Source organism: Halanaerobium sp. (assembly GCF_003070835.1).
Genome location: NZ_QBLR01000011.1, coordinates 22,167 through 40,409, shown reverse-complemented (window position 1 = coordinate 40,409; position 18,243 = coordinate 22,167). Strand labels below are relative to the sequence as shown.

Annotated in this window: 17 protein-coding genes; 16 read left to right on the top strand and 1 reads right to left on the bottom strand. The window is 36.2% G+C overall.

Translation table 11 applies throughout. The features are described 5' to 3' along the window. Positions 1-5 precede the first annotated feature (5 nt). Complete coding sequence (rpsT, locus tag CI949_RS02595) at positions 6-266, bottom strand: 30S ribosomal protein S20 (protein WP_290762766.1); 261 nt, start codon at positions 264-266, stop codon at positions 6-8. 257 nt (positions 267-523) lie between these two features. On the opposite strand from rpsT, the gene lepA reads away from it, so the two are divergent. From lepA to ybeY, 16 genes are all read left to right on the top strand, one after another. Then, positions 524-2,311: a translation elongation factor 4 gene (lepA, locus tag CI949_RS02590; RefSeq protein ID WP_133530331.1), complete on the top strand. Its 1,788-nt coding sequence runs from the start codon at positions 524-526 to the stop codon at positions 2,309-2,311. Next, positions 2,304-3,527 carry a radical SAM family heme chaperone HemW gene (gene hemW / locus CI949_RS02585; RefSeq protein WP_290762765.1) on the top strand — a complete coding sequence of 408 codons (1,224 nt, stop codon included), beginning with the start codon at positions 2,304-2,306 and terminating at the stop codon, positions 3,525-3,527. The genes lepA and hemW overlap by 8 nt, the downstream gene beginning before the upstream one ends. Positions 3,528-3,622: 95 nt before the next feature. Beyond that, on the top strand, positions 3,623-4,672 hold the full coding sequence (gene hrcA / locus CI949_RS02580) for a heat-inducible transcriptional repressor HrcA (protein WP_290762764.1): 1,050 nt from the start codon (positions 3,623-3,625) through the stop codon (positions 4,670-4,672). Positions 4,673-4,677: 5 nt separating this feature from the next. Further along, the gene (grpE, locus tag CI949_RS02575) at positions 4,678-5,313 is read left to right on the top strand and encodes a nucleotide exchange factor GrpE (protein ID WP_290762762.1); all 636 of its coding nucleotides are present in this window, start codon (positions 4,678-4,680) and stop codon (positions 5,311-5,313) included. Positions 5,314-5,406: 93 nt separating this feature from the next. Beyond that, positions 5,407-7,296, top strand: coding sequence for a molecular chaperone DnaK (gene dnaK / locus CI949_RS02570; protein ID WP_290762760.1), 1,890 nt, complete (start codon positions 5,407-5,409; stop codon positions 7,294-7,296). Between the two features lie 123 nt (positions 7,297-7,419). Next, the gene (gene dnaJ, locus CI949_RS02565; protein ID WP_290762758.1) at positions 7,420-8,544 is read left to right on the top strand and encodes a molecular chaperone DnaJ; all 1,125 of its coding nucleotides are present in this window, start codon (positions 7,420-7,422) and stop codon (positions 8,542-8,544) included. An 82-nt stretch (positions 8,545-8,626) separates the two neighbouring features. Next, positions 8,627-9,379 (top strand): 16S rRNA (uracil(1498)-N(3))-methyltransferase, encoded by a 753-nt coding sequence (locus CI949_RS02560; protein ID WP_290762757.1) that lies wholly within the window; start codon positions 8,627-8,629, stop codon positions 9,377-9,379. Positions 9,380-9,381: 2 nt separating this feature from the next. Further along, positions 9,382-10,692, top strand: coding sequence for a tRNA (N(6)-L-threonylcarbamoyladenosine(37)-C(2))-methylthiotransferase MtaB (gene mtaB, locus CI949_RS02555; RefSeq protein WP_290762755.1), 1,311 nt, complete (start codon positions 9,382-9,384; stop codon positions 10,690-10,692). Positions 10,693-10,801: 109 nt separating this feature from the next. Beyond that, positions 10,802-11,146: a histidine triad nucleotide-binding protein gene (locus tag CI949_RS02550; RefSeq protein WP_290762754.1), complete on the top strand. Its 345-nt coding sequence runs from the start codon at positions 10,802-10,804 to the stop codon at positions 11,144-11,146. A 56-nt stretch (positions 11,147-11,202) separates the two neighbouring features. Next, positions 11,203-11,652 carry a GatB/YqeY domain-containing protein gene (locus tag CI949_RS02545; RefSeq protein ID WP_290762752.1) on the top strand — a complete coding sequence of 150 codons (450 nt, stop codon included), beginning with the start codon at positions 11,203-11,205 and terminating at the stop codon, positions 11,650-11,652. A gap of 72 nt (positions 11,653-11,724) precedes the next feature. Then, the gene (locus CI949_RS02540; RefSeq protein WP_290762751.1) at positions 11,725-13,005 is read left to right on the top strand and encodes a nodulation protein NfeD; all 1,281 of its coding nucleotides are present in this window, start codon (positions 11,725-11,727) and stop codon (positions 13,003-13,005) included. 3 nt (positions 13,006-13,008) lie between these two features. Then, positions 13,009-13,995, top strand: coding sequence for a flotillin-like protein FloA (floA, locus tag CI949_RS02535; protein WP_108138621.1), 987 nt, complete (start codon positions 13,009-13,011; stop codon positions 13,993-13,995). A gap of 34 nt (positions 13,996-14,029) precedes the next feature. Beyond that, positions 14,030-14,479, top strand: a complete 450-nt coding sequence (locus CI949_RS02530) for a hypothetical protein (RefSeq protein ID WP_290762748.1) — start codon at positions 14,030-14,032, stop codon at positions 14,477-14,479. Positions 14,480-14,596: 117 nt separating this feature from the next. After that, entirely contained in the window at positions 14,597-15,556 is a 960-nt protein-coding gene (locus tag CI949_RS02525) for a PhoH family protein (protein WP_108138617.1), read from the top strand. A gap of 2 nt (positions 15,557-15,558) precedes the next feature. Continuing rightward, the gene (locus tag CI949_RS02520; protein WP_290762746.1) at positions 15,559-17,817 is read left to right on the top strand and encodes an HD family phosphohydrolase; all 2,259 of its coding nucleotides are present in this window, start codon (positions 15,559-15,561) and stop codon (positions 17,815-17,817) included. Continuing rightward, on the top strand, positions 17,810-18,241 hold the full coding sequence (ybeY, locus tag CI949_RS02515) for an rRNA maturation RNase YbeY (protein WP_108138613.1): 432 nt from the start codon (positions 17,810-17,812) through the stop codon (positions 18,239-18,241). The genes CI949_RS02520 and ybeY overlap by 8 nt, the downstream gene beginning before the upstream one ends. The last annotated feature ends 2 nt before the right edge of the window (positions 18,242-18,243 follow it).

Here is an 18,243-nt window from a genome sequence, read left to right as displayed (position 1 = left end):
TTTAATTACATATTATTATACATCTTTGTGAGGCGGGATTTTTTGCGGGCTGCATTGTTCTTATGAATAATATTTCTTGTTACAGCCTTATCGATGACCTTTTTAGTCTCTTTTAACTGTTCTGCAGCAGCTTCTTTGTCCCCTGCTTCAACTGCTTTTTCCATATCCTTAATCGCATTTTTTAATCTATCTTTCCATTCGCGATTTTGAGCAGTTTTCTTTTCTGTTGTCTTAACTCTTTTCTTAGCAGATTTAATAATAGGCATCTAACTTCACCCCCTCTTAAAAGTAAGTATTTATACTCTCAGACTTAATTTGCAACATTTCAATTTTAACATGTTGTTTCCTAAAATGCAAGAGTTAAATTCAAAAAAAGCCATGAGCAGAAAGAGTTTAAAAATTTTGAACACAACTGGCTGTTCAAAAAGAGAATTGATTAATCAGCTTAAGTATAATATAATTAAAGTGCTGTGGATATTAATTTTTGTCCAGCAAAATGATTTATTAAAAGGAGGAAGTCTTTTTGCAGACCGATAAAATTAGAAACTTCTGCATAATAGCTCATATTGATCACGGGAAATCGACTCTTGCTGATCGTATGTTAGAATATACAGGAACTATTACAGATCGTAAAATGCAGGAACAGGTATTAGATAAAATGGATTTAGAAAGAGAAAGAGGAATTACAATTAAGGCTCAGGCGGTGACTATTGAACATCAGGGCTATGAACTTAATTTAATTGATACACCGGGTCATGTTGATTTTGCTTATGAGGTATCAAGAAGCCTTGCCGCCTGTGAAGGAGCTCTTTTAGTAATTGATGCTGCTCAGGGAGTAGAAGCTCAGACAATGGCTAATATTTATCTGGCCTTAGAGCATGATTTAGAAATTATTCCAGTTATTAATAAAATTGATTTACCATCAGCTAACCCTCAGCGGGTCAAAGAACAGCTTTTGGATATTGGTATTGATCCGGATGAAGCAATCTTAGCCAGTGCTAAAGAAGGGACAAATATTGATCAGATACTGGAGGCAATTATTGAGCGGGTTCCAGCTCCTCATAATGGAGAAAACCAGCCTTTAAAAGCTTTAGTCTTTGATACACTCTATGACTCCTATCAGGGGGTAATTGCCTATGTTAGAGTTATGGAAGGCTCAGTAAAAAAAGGTGATAAAATTTTATTGATGTCCAATCAGAAAAGCTATGAGGTTGATGAGGTTGGATTTTTTAGTCCTGCCATGCAGAAAAAAGATGAGTTAAGCTCTGGAGAAGTTGGTTATATTATCTCCGGGATTAAAGATGTTAGAAACTGCCGGGTGGGAGACACAATCACTTTAAAAAATAACCCTGCTGCTAAAGCACTTCCTGGTTATCAGAAGGTTCAACCGATGGTATTTAGTGGTCTTTATCCGACTGATAATGCCGATTATGAGGTTTTAAAAGAAGCTTTAGAAAAACTGCAGTTAAATGACGCCTCTTTCACCTTCGAACCAGAAACATCTGAAGCTTTAGGATTCGGCTTCCGCTGTGGATTTTTAGGGCTGCTGCACATGGAGGTTATTCAGGAAAGACTGGAGAGAGAATATGATCTTGATCTGGTGATTACTGCTCCCAGTGTGGAATATCAGATTATTAAAAAGAACGGGGAAGAGCTGAGAATAGAAAATCCAGCTGCTTTTCCAGAACAGAGTGAAATTGATAAGATAAAAGAACCTTTTGTGACTGCTGAAATTCACCTGCCGGAAGAATATGTTGGTCAGGCAATGGAACTCTGTCAGGATAATCGCGGTGAATTTAAAGATATGCAGTATATAGATCAGGATCGGGTTACCTTAAAATATGAAATGCCCTTGAGTGAAATTATAACTGACTTTTTTAATCAGTTAAAATCGAAAACAAGAGGTTATGCAACCTTAGATTATGAATTAGAAGGCTATAAAGAGTCTAAACTAGTTAAACTTGACATTCTCGTTAATAAAGAAGTTGTTGATGCGCTTTCTACAATTGTTCATGATGAGAACTCATATCAGCAGGGAAATGCCCTTGTAAGAAGATTAAAAGAAGTTATTCCCCGCCATATGTTTAAAGTTCCAATTCAAGCTGCAGTCGGTGGAAAAATTATTGCTCGAGTAAATATTCCAGCGATGCGGAAAAATGTACTGCAGAAATGTTATGGTGGAGATGTCAGCCGTAAAAGAAAATTATTAGAAAAGCAAAAAGAAGGTAAAAAGCGAATGAAACAGGTTGGAAGTGTAGAGATTCCTCAGGAAGCATTTATGACAGTTTTAGAAAGGGATGAAAATGCCTAATTTAAATTTTAGTTTAGCCAATGCTTTATATATTCACCTCCCTTTCTGCAGCAGCAAATGTCCTTACTGTGATTTTTATTCAGTTAAATACTCCAAACAGAGGGTGGACCTTTACTGGTTCGCCCTTTTTATGGAATTAGAAGAATTATCTCAAAAAGTAAATAATAATTTACTGCAGACAATATATATTGGGGGAGGAACTCCTTCATTAGTAGAACCTTTTTATATCAGAGAACTGATAAAAAAAATTAAGAAAAAATTTAAGCTTATTCCGACTGCTGAAATTACAGTGGAGGTTAATCCTGCTTCAATTAATGAAGAAAAGATTATTGGCTTAAAAAGAGCCGGGGTTAACAGATTGAGCGTTGGAATTCAAAGTTTTAATGACCAGCACTTAGATTTTTTGGGACGAAAAAGCAGTTCAGAGAAGAACAAAGAAATTTTAACTTTGATAGATCAATATTTTGATAATTACAGTGCTGATTTGATTTTTGCTCTGCCGGGACAGAGCTTAAATGAATTTGCTGATGATTTAGAGACTATGCTTAGTTTTAAACCACCTCATATTTCATTATATAATCTTGAGATCCACGAAAACACACCTTTTTATAAGCGTTATCACAGTGGTGAACTAAAGTTACCCTCGGAGGAGCTGGATGCAGAGATGTATGAGCTGGCTGTAGATAGCTTAAAAGCTGCTGATTATCAGCACTATGAAATTTCTAATTTTTCTCAGAGAGGTTATAGGGCCCGACACAACTATCTTTACTGGTTATTTGAACCTTATTTAGCTCTTGGACCAGGGGCAGCAGCTTTCGACGGCAGCTGCAGATCCCAGAATATTGCTGATCTCAATCAATATTTAGATCATTATAATCCCCAAAAAAGAAGTTTTAAAGAATTGATAAGTGAGGGAGCAGCAGATAATTCAAATCTGTTTACCCCTAATATTGAATCAAAAATTAGGACTTTAAACTGTCTTGAGCCAAAAGAAAAGATGGCCGAATATTCTTTTCTGGCCTTAAGAACGGCCCAGGGATTATTTTATCATAAATTTTATCGTCAATTTAAAGTTGGAGTTAAAAAAGTTTTTAAAGAGGAGATTGAAGAATTGAAATCAAAGCAGCTAATAAAGGAAGGAAATGAGAGAATTTATTTAACAGAGCGGGGAAAAGAATTAGCAAACGAAGTTTTCTTAAAATTTCTGCTTGATTAATTCCAATTAAAATTTGACAAAAAAAAATCAATATGTTATTTTATTATTAGCTGTTAGCACTCTCCTTAATTGAGTGCTAAAAAAAGAGGTGAGAAATGATGGTTGAAGAATTAGATCCGAGAAAAAAGCGAATACTGCAGGCCATCATTCAGGAACACATAATTTCTGCATCTCCGATTGGCTCAAGGACACTTGCAAAAAAATATAGTCTGGATGTAAGTCCTGCAACTATCAGAAATGAAATGGCTGATCTAGAAGATTTAGGTTATTTAGAACAGCCTCATACATCTGCTGGTCGAGTGCCTTCTGATAAAGGTTATCGCTATTATGTTGATCAGCTTGTCAGCAGAGAAAAAAATGAAGTTCCTGGAGTAATAGAAAATATAGAGAATTTATATCAGGATCTTCAGGATGTACAGGATATAATTTCTGGTATGGCAAAAATGCTTTCCAATATGACTCATTATACTGCTATGGTTAGTGAGCCCAAAAGTCAGGTCAGTCGTTTAAAAAAGGTTGAGATAATGCAGCTGGCAGATAACTCCCTGCTTTTAGTTTTAGTAACTGATACAGGGATGGTTAATAATAAGATTATTAACCTTGATCAGAGTTTATCTGCACGCAAAATTTCTTATCTTAATAAATTTTTAAGCGAAAAGCTGGAGAATAAATTACTTGCTAATTTAGATACTAATTATCTAAAAGAAGTTGAAAAAGAACTGATGGCAAGACTTGATTTGTCTGTTGACCTATTTAAACAGTTTTATAATGAGTTTGAAGGTGCATTTGAACCTGGTGGAGTTAAAGTCTATCTTGGGGGAACTTCTTATATTTTAGAACAGCCCGAGTTTAATGATTTAGAAAAGGTTAAAAAGATGCTTAGACTGCTGGACCAGGAAGAAATGCTTAATAAAATTATAAACAGTATGTCTGGTTCTGATCTTGAAATTAAGATCGGCCAGGAAAATGAAGTTGAAGATATTAAAAACTGCTCACTGGTTGTTGCAACCTATTATATTTCAAATAGAGCAGTTGGGAAAATTGGCGTTATTGGTCCCACCCGTATGGAATATCCGCGTGTTATTTCATCGGTTGATGTAATTTCAGATATTTTAGGTAAATTAATTTCTAAAGCTAGTGGGTGATAATTATGGACAAAGAAAAAGAAAATATTGAAATGGAAACAGAAAAAGAGAAAACTGAAACAGTAGCCAAAAAGGCTCAGGAGAATGAAAATTCTCAGGCTGAAGAAAATGAGGAAGAGAAAGCTGAAGAAACTGAAGAGCTTAAAGGAATTCAGATGGAGCTTTCTCGCGAAGAACTAATTGAAGAAGTAAAAGAAAAAAACGAAAAAATTGAAGAAATGGATGCTGAAATCGATGATCTTTTAAGTCGACTGCAGAGGCTGCAGGCAGATTTTGTTAATTATCGCAAAAGAAGTCAGCGAGAAAAGGCTGAAATGTCTGCTCGGGGTAAAATTAAACTCTGTGCCAGTTTGCTGCCTGTTATTGATAATTTTGAGCGGGCATTAAAATCAGAGGATAATAAAAATGAATTCTATCAGGGAGTTGAAATGATCTATAATCAGCTCTTAAAAACCTTTGCTGATCAGGGGATTGAAGAAATTCTGGCAGAAGGTGAAGAATTCAACCCGGAGTATCATGAGGCGATTATGCGGGTTGAAAGTGAAGAGTTTGAAGAAGGAACTGTGGTTGAAGTCGTTCAGAAAGGCTTCAGTCTTGATGATAGAGTAATTAGACCGGCAATGGTAAAAGTAGCTGGTTAAAATAAAGCTTTAAATTTTTAGATAGATTTTTGGCAAATTTAAATTTATATTAATCAAAAACTTAGATAACAATTTTATAAGGAGGAATATAAAATGGGTAAAGTAATTGGTATTGACTTAGGAACAACTAATTCCTGTGTGGCAGTAATGGAAGGTGGAGAACCAACCGTTATTCCAAATAAGGAAGGTGCTAGAACTACTCCTTCTGTAGTAGCATATTCTAAAAAAGGAGAAAGAATTGTTGGTGAGCATGCTAAGCGTCAGGCTGTAACTAATCCTGATCAGACAGTAGCTTCCATTAAAAGACACATGGGTTCTGATTATAAAGTTAATTTGAATGAGGAAGAATATAATCCTCAGCAGATTTCTGCAATGATTCTGCAGAAGTTAAAAAGAGATGCGGAAGAGTATTTAGGTGAAGAAGTTGAGGAAGCTGTAATTACAGTTCCTGCATACTTCAGTGATGCTCAGCGTCAGGCAACAAAAGATGCCGGTAAAATTGCTGGTTTAAAAGTAGAAAGAATTATCAATGAGCCTACAGCTGCTTCTTTAGCTTATGGTTTAGATGATAAAGGTGAAGAAACTATCTTAGTTTATGATCTTGGTGGAGGTACCTTTGATGTTTCCATTCTTGATATTGGAGATGGAGTATTCGAAGTAATTGCTACAAATGGTAACAACCACCTTGGTGGAGATGACTTTGACCAGAGAATTATAGATTATCTGGCAGAAGAATTTGAAAATAGAACTGGAATTGATTTAAAGAAAGATAAAATGGCACTTCAGCGCTTAAAAGATGCTGCCGAAAAAGCTAAGATTGAGCTTTCCAGTGTAAAACAGACTAATATTAATCTACCATTTATCACTCAAACTGATGAAGGACCTGAACACTTAGATATTGATCTAACAAGAGCTAAGTTTGAGAGCCTGATCAGTGATTTAATTGAACAATCTATGGAGCCAGCTCGTAAAGCGTTAAAAGATGCTGGAATGGATAAATCAGATATAGATGAAGTTATATTAGTTGGTGGATCTACCAGAATTCCTGCTGTTCAGGAAGCAGTTAAGGGTTTAATCGGTAAAGATGCCCACAAAGGAATCAACCCTGATGAGGTTGTAGCTGTTGGTGCTGCAATTCAGGGTGGTATTTTAGCTGGAGATGTTGATGATGTAGTACTCTTAGATGTTACACCACTATCTCTCGGTATCGAAACACTTGGGGGAGTATTTACTAAATTAATTGATAGAAATACTACAATTCCTACTTCCAAGTCTAAGATATTCTCTACCGCGACTGATAATCAGTCAAGTGTAGATATCCATGTTCTGCAGGGTGAGAGAAAGATGGCTAAGGATAATAAGACCTTAGGCCGCTTCCAGTTAACTGATATTCCACCTGCACCACGTGGAGTACCTCAGATTGAAGTAGAGTTTGATATTGATAAAAATGGTATTGTGCATGTAGCTGCTAAAGATAAAGGTACAGGCAATGAGCAGAAAATTACCATTAAGTCAACAAGTGGTTTATCTGAAGAAGAGATTGATGAAATGGTAAAAGATGCCGAAGAGCATGCTGAAGAAGATAAAAAGCGAGTAGAAAAAATTGAAACTCGCAATGAAGCAGATGCTTTAGTTCATCAGACAGAAAAGACCTTAGATGAAGCTGGAGATAAGGTTGATGACTCAATCAAAGAAAAAGTAGAAGCTGCTAAGGATGAGCTTAAAGAAGTTCTGCAGGATGAAGATGCTGAGATTGAAGCAATCAAGGAAAAAATGGAAGCATTAACTGATGAGCTAACTGAATTAAGTTCTGAATTATATTCACAGGCAGAAGGAGCTCAGGCTGGAGCAGGAGCTGCAGGTGCCGGTGCTCAAGCAGGAGCAGGTCAGGCAGGTCCACAGCCAGGAGCTGGAGCTTCTCAAGCTGATGACAATACAGTAGATGTAGATTTTGAAGAAGTAGATGAAGACGAAGAAAAGTAAATTAGACAATTAATATATAACACAACTATAATTTGTAAGTAATGAGAAAGATGTGTCAGTTTAGGGAGAGGAGGCCTCTCCCTATAACTGTTTTCTCTTTCTTTTTAGAGAGGTGATTTTAAGATGGCAAAAAAAGATTATTACGAATTGCTCGGTGTTGACCGGGATGCCGATCAAAAAGAAATTAAGCGGGCTTATCGTAAGCTTGCCAAAGAATATCATCCTGATATGAATCAGGATAAAGATACTTCAGATAAGTTTAAAGAAATATCTGAGGCTTATGAGATATTAAGTGATCCGGACAAGAGAGCTCGTTATGATCAGTATGGTCATTCAGGTATTAATGATCAGGACTTCAATTTTGATGATTTTGCGCAAGGCGGTTTTGGTGGACTTGATGATCTTTTCAATATGTTTGGATTTGGCGGCGGCATGGGCGGCCGCAGACGGAATGGACCTCGCCGGGGAGCAGATCTGCAGTATAGGCTGCAAGTTTCTTTTGAAGAAGCTGCTTTCGGTGGTAAGAAAGAAATCAGAATCCCACGGGAAGAAGAATGTGACCGCTGTGGCGGCAGTGGTGCTGAACCTGGAACAGATGTAAAAACCTGTCCGGAATGTAATGGTCAGGGTCAGGTGCGCAGCAGCCAGCAGACACCATTTGGACAGTTTACTCAGACAAGAGCCTGCCCTAAATGTGGTGGAGATGGTAAGATTGTTGAAGAAGCCTGTCATAAGTGTAATGGCTCAGGCAAGGTTCGTAAACAGCGCAAATTAACTGTTAACATACCGGCTGGTGTAGATACTGGAACCAGACTCAGAATGTCCGGGGAAGGCCAGGCAGGAGAAAAAGGTGGACCTGCAGGTGACCTATATATTGTAATCGATGTCCAGGAGCATAAGATTTTTGACCGCAAAGGTGATGATCTCTACTGTGAGGTTCCAATAAGTTTTGTTCAGGCTACCCTTGGTGATAAGATTAAAGTTCCTACTTTAGAAGGGAAAGTTCAGTTTGACATTCCTGAAGGAACTCAGCCTGGTACAACTTTTAGACTTAAAAACAAAGGTATTCAGCATCTTAATGGATATGGTCGTGGTGATCAGTATATTAAGGTAAAAGTTATGATTCCAAAAGATTTAGATAATAAACAGAAAGAGCTGCTGGCAGAATTTGCTGATATCAGCGGTGAAGAAATAAATCCAGAGCATAAAAGCTTTTTAAAAAAAATAAAAGACGCGATTAATATCTAATAGCACGGTAATCTAATTAATTGATAGAATCAAATTACTAAACTTATAATCTGAGAGACTCTAAAATAGTGGAGTGAAAAAAATGCATAGATTTTTTATAGATCAGAGTACTGAAATTGACAGCAGAGTAATTATTTCTGGAAATGACTATAACCATCTAAAAAATTCCCTGCGCCTTAATCTAGGTGACAGGGTTATTCTTTCTGATGGTAGTGGTTTTGATATGGAAGCAGAAATAATTAACTTTAGTGATGATGGAGCAGAACTTAAAATATTGACTAAGGAAAAATCTAAAGTTGAGTCAGGAATTAAAGTCTGGCTGGCTCAGGGTTTACCCAAAAAGAGCAAAATGGATTTAATTGTAGAGAAAGCAACAGAAATTGGTTTTGCAGGTTTAATTCCTTTAGAAAGCAAGAGAACTATAGTAAAATATAATCATAAGAAAAAGGAGAAAAAACAGAGCCGCTGGCAGAGAGTTGCTGAAGCAGCAGCCAAACAGTCAGGTAGAGCTGTGATTCCAGAAATTAAAGATTTCTATAGTTCAGATAACCTTAAAAATTTAAAGGATAAATTTGACTATGTTTTAATCTTATGGGAAGATGAAAAAAGTTATTCAATTAAGAATTTTTTTAGGGATAATCCAGTTAGTGAGGAAGCAAATATTCTGGTGATTATTGGTCCGGAAGGCGGCTTTTCGGAAGCAGAAGTTGAGAAATTCAAAACTGAGCTAAAAGCAGAAGTTATTAGCCTGGGACCAAGAATTTTAAGAACAGAAACAGCAGGAATTACTGCTTTGACAGCAATTTTATATGAGAAAGGTGAACTTGGTGATTAAAAATGATTAAAAAGGCAGCTTTTTATACCCTGGGTTGTAAAGTAAATCAGTATGAAACTGAAGCTGTAATTGATATATTTTTAGATAATGGCTATCAGATTGTAGATTTTTCCGAAATGGCAGATGTGTATATAGTTAACAGCTGTACAGTAACTAATGAGGCTGCTCGCAAAACGAGGCAGATTGCCCGGCGGGCTAAAAGACGATCTCCAGATAGTCTGGTGGCAATTGTAGGCTGCTATACTCAGGCTTTTCCGGATGAAGTAAGTGAGATTGAAGAAATTGATTTTGTAATGGGCAGCAATAATAAGGCGGAAATATTGGACAAAGCGGAAGAGATGCTGGCCGGTAGAGATGTAGATGCTGAAATAAAAAAATATAAAGAACTTAGGGACTATGAGGAATTAAACTTAAAGCGGCTTTCTAACACCACCAGAGCTAACGTTAAAATTGAAGATGGCTGCAACCAGTTCTGCAGCTACTGTATTATACCTTATGCGAGAGGGCCTGTTCGCAGCCGCAAAAAAGAAGATGTGGTTGCAGAAATAAGAAAGCTTTCTCAGCAGGGAGTAAAAGAAATTATTTTAACTGGAACCCATCTGGGGGCTTATGGAAGTGAAAATGGGAATTCTAAAGCCTTAACAGAATTAATGCAGAGTTTAACTGAAATTGAAAGTTTAAAAAGAGTTCGTTTGAGCTCAATTGAAGGCACCGAAATTGATCAGGGAATGATGGATTTAATTGCAGAAGAAGATATATTCTGCCCCCATTTACACCTCCCCCTGCAGAGTGGTAGTGATCAAATTCTGGATGCCATGCAGCGGCCTTATACTGTTGCAGAATTTAAAGAAACTGTGGCTGAACTCAGAAAGAGAATACCCGATCTGGCATTAACTACAGATGTAATAGTTGGTTTCCCCGGTGAAACAGAAGAAACATTTGCTCAAACTGTTGAAGTAGTAAAAGAGATCGGTTTTGCTAAAGTACATGTTTTTCCTTATTCAGCCAGGGAAGGTACACCTGCAGCAGGAATGGATCAGTTGAATGGGAATATTGTGACTGAGTACAGTAAAAAATTAAGGTTAATTAATGAAGCGTTAATGCTCGATTATCAAAAAGAATTTTTAGGAGAAAAGAGAGAGGTCCTAATAGAAGAGGTAAGAGATCATCAGACTGATTTATTAACAGGATATACTGATAACTATCTGAAGGTTTTAGTTGATGGACCTGATGAATTAAAAAATGAGCTGGTTGAAGTTAAGCTGGAAGAGCCTTTTGATTCTCATCATATCCTGGGAAAAATAATAGATTAGCAGGAATATTATTCTTTTAAGCGAATATAGTTAATAGTCACTTTTTCTAAAAAAATCTGAGATATTCTTTTAAAATTGAAATTAGAAAAAATAAAAGGAGGGATTTTTCTTGGCAGATTGTTTGTTCTGTAAGATTTCTTCAGGTGAGATGGATACTGATTTTGTTTATGAAGATGATCAGGTAGTAGTTTTTGAAGATATTAATCCTCAGGCACCTGTTCATTTATTAATTGTTCCTAAAAAACATATAGCTGATTTAAACCATTTAGAGGCAAGCGAAAATGATCTAATTGGACATGTTTATCAGGTGGCCAAAAAAATGGCAGCAGAAAATGAAATTGCTGATTCAGGTTACAGACTGGTTAGTAATTGTGGAGATGAAGGTGGTCAGACTGTTTATCATATTCACTTCCATTTATTAGGTGGTCGTGAACTGCAGTGGCCTCCAGGTTAAAAATGGGTTCTAAAAAATATAATCGTTTAACTGTAAAATAGATTGGAGATGTTAAAATGAGTGAATTAAAAGAACAGCTATTGGAAGATATGAAAAAAGCAATGAAGGCAAAGGATAAGGCCAGACTTTCTGTAATTAGAATGACCAGGTCAGAAATAAAAAATAAAGAGATTGAAACTGGCGAGGAATTAGATGATCAGGGTGTAACAGCTGTGATTGCAAAGCAGGTTAAACAAATCAAAGATTCACTTGCTGATTTTGAAAAGTCAGGGAAAGATGATGTTATGGAAAAACTGCATCAAGAAATTGAGATTCTCCAGGAATATTTACCTGAACAGATGTCAGAAGAAGAAGTTGACCAGCTTGTAGAAGAGGTTATTTCCGAAACAGGAGCAGAGAATATGTCTGATATGGGTCAGGTAATGGGTGCCATCATGCCTAAAATAAAAGGTAGAGCTGACGGCTCAATGGTTAGTGAAAAAGTTAAAGAAAAATTGAGCAGCTAAATATCAAATTAAAATAGAATTTAAAAGAAGGGGATTTCCCCTTCTTTATTCCTCTATACTGGAGGTTCAATTATGAAAAGAAAAATTTTAATTTTTTTAATATTAATGTTAACTTTTACTTTTTATAGCTCTGCTGCAGAAGCAGAAGTAATTCATATCCGACTTGATGGAGAAATTAACAGTGCAGAATATGCTTTTATAGATAAAAATCTAAGCCAGGCTGAAGCAGCAGGGGTAGATTTTGTGATTATAGAAATCAGCTCTCTTGGAGGCTATGTAGACCCTGCTTTAAAAATAAGAGATAGAATTTTAGAATCAGAAGTAGAGGTAATTACTTTTGTCAGCGGCAGAGCCTGGTCTGCTGCAGCCTTAATAGCTCTGGCGGGAGAAGAGTTATACATTTCTCCTTCAGCGAGTATTGGAGCTGCTGAGACAAGGCCTAATGAAGAGAAATATATTTCTGCTTTAAGAAAAGAATTTGCAGCTACAGCAGAGAGAAGAAACAAAAATCCTCAAATTGCAGAGGCAATGGTTGATGCTGCAATAGAAATTGAAGGTCTGATAGCAAAAGATAAACTTTTAACTCTGACTGCAGCAGAGGCGCTGGAATATCAGATGGCAGATTTTAATGCCTCAACTCTTGCTGATGTAGCAGCGATTAGAGAAGTTGATCTAAATGAAATTAGGACAGTAGAAAAGACTAATTTAGAAAAAATAATGGGTATTATCAGCAGTCCTTATATCAGTTCTCTGGTTTTAATTATTGCCTTTTCAGCTCTGATTTTTGAAGCGCTGACTCCCGGCTTTGCTCTGGGAGGAACTGTTGGAATTATAGCCTTACTGATATTTTTTGCCAGTCATATTTTTACCGGAGCAATTGGGACTGGGATTGTAGTTCTCTTTATCATTGGTGTGATTTTAATTCTGGCAGAAGTGTTTATAATTCCCGGATTTGGAATTGCAGGTATTAGTGGGATTGCAGCAGTTCTTGTTAGTTTGTTTTTTATTTTTCCCAATACTACAATTGCAATAAATGTGCTGCTGGCAGTAGTTTTATTTACAATGGTGATTGCAGTATTTATGTTTAAGAAGTTCGGCAGCAGCCGTTTTTGGAAGCGGATATCTTTAGAAAGTAGTTCCAAAAATTATTATTCTTCAAGCTCTAAAAAAGATTATTTAGACCAGGAAGCGAAAACTCTTTCCAAACTGCGTCCGGCAGGTACAATTGAGATTAATGGAAAAAGAATTGACGCAGTTAGTGAAGGTGCTTTTATAGAAAAAGATAAAAAAGTAAAGGTTATTTCTGTTTCAGGCTCAAGAGTTGTTGTTAGAGAAACATCAGAGGAGGAATAAATAATGGAAATATTTTCAATTTTAATTTTAGTTGCTTTAATATTATTTTTTGTTTTGTTTTTCTACTTTATCCCAATTGGTTTATGGATTTCGGCAACGGCTGCCGGAGTTAAGGTTGGCTTTTTCAATTTAATCGGAATGCGTTTAAGAAGAGTAGTACCTTCTTCAATTGTTGGACCAATGATTAAATCCCATAAGGCAGGTAAGGGTTTAAGCAGTGATCAACTAGAAGCTCATTACCTGGCAGGAGGAAATGTTGACCGAGTAGTTGATGCTTTAATTGCTGCTCAAAGAGCAGAGATTGACTTAACATTTGAGAGAGCTGCAGCAATTGATCTGGCAGGAAGAGATGTTTTAGAAGCAGTTAAAATGAGTGTTAATCCGAAAGTTATTCAGACTCCAATTGTCACTGCGGTAGCAATGGACGGTATTCAGGTGATGGCAACTGCTAGAGTAACAGTTAGAGCAAATATAGATCGTCTTGTAGGTGGAGCTGGAGAAGAAACAGTTCTGGCACGAGTTGGAGAGGGTATTGTCACAACAGTAGGTTCTGCAGAATCACATAAAAAAGTACTGGAAAATCCGGATTCGATTTCTAAAACAGTTTTAGATAAAGGACTGGATTCTGGAACTGCATTTGAAATTTTATCTATTGATATTGCTGATGTTGATGTTGGTAAAAACATTGGTGCTCAGCTGCAGACAGATCAGGCAGAAGCAGATAAAGAAATTGCTCAGGCTAAGGCTGAAGAAAGAAGAGCAATGGCAGTAGCTGAAGAGCAGGAAATGAAAGCTAGAGTCCAGGAAATGCGGGCTAAAGTTGTTGAAGCTGAGGCAGAAGTTCCACTGGCTATGTCCGAAGCTCTTAAAAAAGGTAATCTGGGCGTAATGGATTATATGAATCTTAAAAATGTGGAGTCAGATACAAAAATGAGAACCAGTATTTCCGAAGCTTCAGAAAATGAAAAAGATAAGCAGAATGAAAACTAATAGTTTAAACTGTCATCAATGCCGGAGGTGAAATATGGAAGATCTTATTTTTGTACTTCCTACATTAATAATATTCTTTTTCATTATTTTTCAGATATTAGCATTTTTCAAAAGGGGATTTGATTTTGTCAGGAAAAACTTTGATCTGACAATTGATCAGGCTGGTGAAGAAATTAAAAAGAAAGGCTCTCAAGCTGAAGAAAATTTTGATCAGAATGAGCTTGAAAATAGAATAGCTGAAGCTGAAAAGAAATCCCTGGCTGAAAGTAAGGAAAGAATTTTAAAGAGTTCGAGAACAAATTCAAAAAGAGATAATGCTAAAATTAAAAAAGATAAACTAATAAAGGATAATCCTGATCAACAAGAACTCAGCAGTAAAAAAAGCAGCTCACTGGGGGAAATTTTTGCTCAGTACAATGAGGTGGAAAAGGCTGTTATTTATAAAGAAATCTTATCTAAACCAAAAGCTTTAAAAAAAGATTAAAATCAAATCTTCTTCAAAACTGTGGCCCCCCTCCGGCTGCAGTTTTTTCGCTAAATTTGTTTAAAGAAATAAATATGATATAATAAATAAGTAAAAGTATTAAGGAGGAGTTATAATTTGAGTCAAAAAGAGAGAAAAATTGAAATTAATGATTATCAGCTTGCCCAAAACTTTTTCGGTCATAATGATCGGAACTTAAGGCTTTTAGAAGATATACTTTCCTTAAAGCTCAGCGGCAGAGGTAATCAGATAAAAATAAAGAGTGATGGTGATCTTGAAAATCCTGTAAAGATAATAAAAAAATTATTATCATTGACAGATCAAAATGAGGAACTATCACCGCGAAAACTTAAATATGCAGCTGAGCTTTTAAAACGAAATCCGGCTGTTGATTTAAATAGAATTTATGATGAAGTTATATTAGAAAATTATAAAGGTCGGAAAATAAAAGCTAAGACGATGGGGCAAAAACTTTATTTGGAGTCAATAAAAAATAGAGATATTGTTTTTTCTATTGGTCCAGCTGGAACAGGTAAGACATATCTGGCAATGGTTATGGCGGTAAAAAGTCTTTTAAATAATGAAATCAACAGAATAGTATTGACCAGACCAGCAATTGAAGCAGGAGAAAATTTAGGCTTTTTACCTGGAGATATGCAGGAAAAGGTTGATCCTTACTTGAGACCTTTATATGATGCACTTTATGATATTTTGGGACCTGAAAAAGCTAAGTTATATCAGGAAAAAGATATTATAGAAGTTGCTCCCCTGGCTTATATGCGGGGAAGAACACTTGACGATTCTTTTGTGATTCTGGATGAAGCTCAAAATACCACTTTAGAGCAGATGAAAATGTTTTTAACCAGAATTGGATTTAATTCTAAGGCAGTAATTACAGGTGATATAACCCAAATCGATCTTCCCAGTAAAAAAAGATCCGGCCTGGCCACTGTTCAAAAAATATTAAAAGATATTAAGGGAATAGACTTTGTCTATTTAAGTAGACATGATGTGGTCAGACACGATCTGGTTAAAGAAATCATAAAAGCATATGAAAGTTATGAAAGTGGGAACTAAAAATGAAATTTATGAAAAAATTAAGAGTCAAACTCCGAAATTGGAGAAGAGAATATCTTGATTTTTCAACAAACACCTATAAAGTAATCTGGGCTGTGATCTTCTTTCTTCTGGTTGCTCTAATTTTGAATTTGGATTTAATTCCAAATCAGGTTGATTTAAGAGCAGGTCAGGTAAGTCAGAGCGATATTACAGCTCCCAGGACGATCACTTTTATTGATGAGGCTAGAACTTCTGAATTAAGACAGCGGGCAGCAGATACTGCGCCCAGGGTATATGAAGAAGACAGTACTGTGGAAGAGAATGTGCTAAAAAAAGTTGATAATTTATTTGCAGCAGTAACTGCTGAAAGAAAGTTCTTTTATAATAATAAAATTTCTCTTACAGAAGAAAATGAAACTGAGCAGGGTCAAATCAATGAGGCAGTTAGTGAAGATTCTGCTGAGGAGGAAGAGAATAATTTAACAGCCGCTGAAATTAAAAACTTTAGTCAGGCAGAAATTAATGAAATTGCTGATCTGACCAGTGCTGAAATTGATTATGAACTCAGTCAGGAAAGCCTTGGAGTCTTAATTACTCTTAACCAGGAAGAATTATCAGAAATTGAGGATCGGACACTTAATCTTTTAGAAAATAAGCTGGGCAGCAGGATTCTGCCATCAGATCTGGTATCTGCCCGTGAAGAACTGCGCCAAAGTGCAATGGAGATGGATATTTCGCGTGATCAAAGACTTGCTATCGCTGAAATTGCAGAAACAGTTATTGCAGCAAATATGTTTTTGAATCAGGAGGCTACTGCCAGCAGAAGGCAGGAAGCTATATCTGAAGTTGAAGCTGTAGAAAAAACTGTAAGACAGGGAGAAATTATTGTCCGCAAGGGTGATGTAGTTACAGAAGCTGATATTGAGATTTTAGAAAGACTGGGGCTGCAGAAAGGCGGCATCAATTATTATAATATTGCTGGAAGAATTTTAATTAGCTTTATTCTGGTTCTTTTGCTTGGCTTTTATTTTTATAAATATCAGAAAGATGTCTGGCATGATAACAGCAGATTATTATTGATAGAATTATTAATTTTAACTGTGGTTTTCTTTGCAAAGATCATGACTTTTTTTCAGAATCCTTTTGTTGATTTTATGGTACCCACAGCTATGGCGTCAATACTGCTTACAGTTTTAATCAGCAGTGATACAGCTTTAATTACTACCTTATTTGTCAGCTTATTAATTGCTCCAATTTATGATATGAATTTTAATATAGTTTTGACCTCTTTTCTGGCCGGCTTGATTGGTATTTTTAGTGTTACCAGGGTTAAAGAAAGAGGCGATATTATAAGGGCCGGTTTAAATGTTAGTTTTATTTTAATCTTTTTAATCGGAGGTCTTTCACTACTTCAGCAGAATCAGGACTGGACATATCTGCTCTGGTCAATCGGTGGTGGAATTGTCAACGGGCTATTAGTTGGGGTGCTTGCAAATGGTCTGCTGCCCTATCTTGAAGATTTATTTGATATGACAAGCTCGGTTAAACTTTTAGAGCTATCTAATCCCAGTCAGCCAATTTTAAAGCGGATGCTGGTTGAGGCTCCGGGAACCTATCACCACAGTGTTATAGTAGGAAACTTAGCTGAAACTGCTGCAGAAGATGTGGGGGCAGATTCTCTATTGGCCCGGGCAGCTGCCTATTATCATGATATTGGAAAATTAAAAAGACCCTACTTTTTTTCAGACAATCAATTTGGTGGAGAAAATCCTCATGATAAAACTTCCCCCAATTTGAGTGCCTTAATCATTAAATCACATGTTAAAGATGGGGTAGAAATGGCAGAAGAAAATGGTCTGCCTTCAAAAATTATAGATATAATTAAACAGCACCATGGTACTAATCTAATTTCTTATTTTTATCAGCAGGCTCTTCAGGATAACAAACATGATGATATTGAAAAGAAAGATTTTCGTTATGATGGTCCTAAACCTCAGAGTAAGGAAGCAGCAATAATAATGCTTGCTGACATAACAGAGGCAGCAATTAGATCTAAAAACTTTAATAAAAACAACCATGATCGGATTGAAGGGTTTGTTAGAGGCCTTGTTAAGGATAAATTAATAGAAAATCAGCTTGATCAGTCAAATCTAACACTGAGTGACCTGGATACAATTGTAAAGAGCTTTGTTAAAGTTTTAACCGGTATTTATCATCAGCGTGTAGAATACCCGGATAAACTGCTGAAAGAGATGAAGGGTGGTAATAATAGTGATTAATGTAGATTTTAATAATCAACAGGATAAAGTTGAAATTAGCGAGGAAATGTTTGATCTTTTACGGGAAGTTATTATTACAGCTGCTGAACTGGAGGGTTATAGTGGTGGTGAAGTAAGTATTGCCTTTGTCAGTAATCAGCAGATCAAAGAGTTAAATCAAAAATACAGAGATAAAAATGAAGCCACAGATGTACTTTCATTTCCAATAGATGACGAAATGCTGGGAGATATAATAATTTCAGCAAATAGGGCTCTAGAGCAGTCTAAAGAATATGGACATTCATTAAAGCGTGAACTAGCCTATTTAACTGTTCATGGAATGCTGCATCTTTTTGGCTATGATCATCACAGTGAGGAAGAAAAAAATGAAATGCGTCAGAAAGAAGAAAGAGTTTTAACCCAGCTTGGAATCAGCAGAGATTAGGT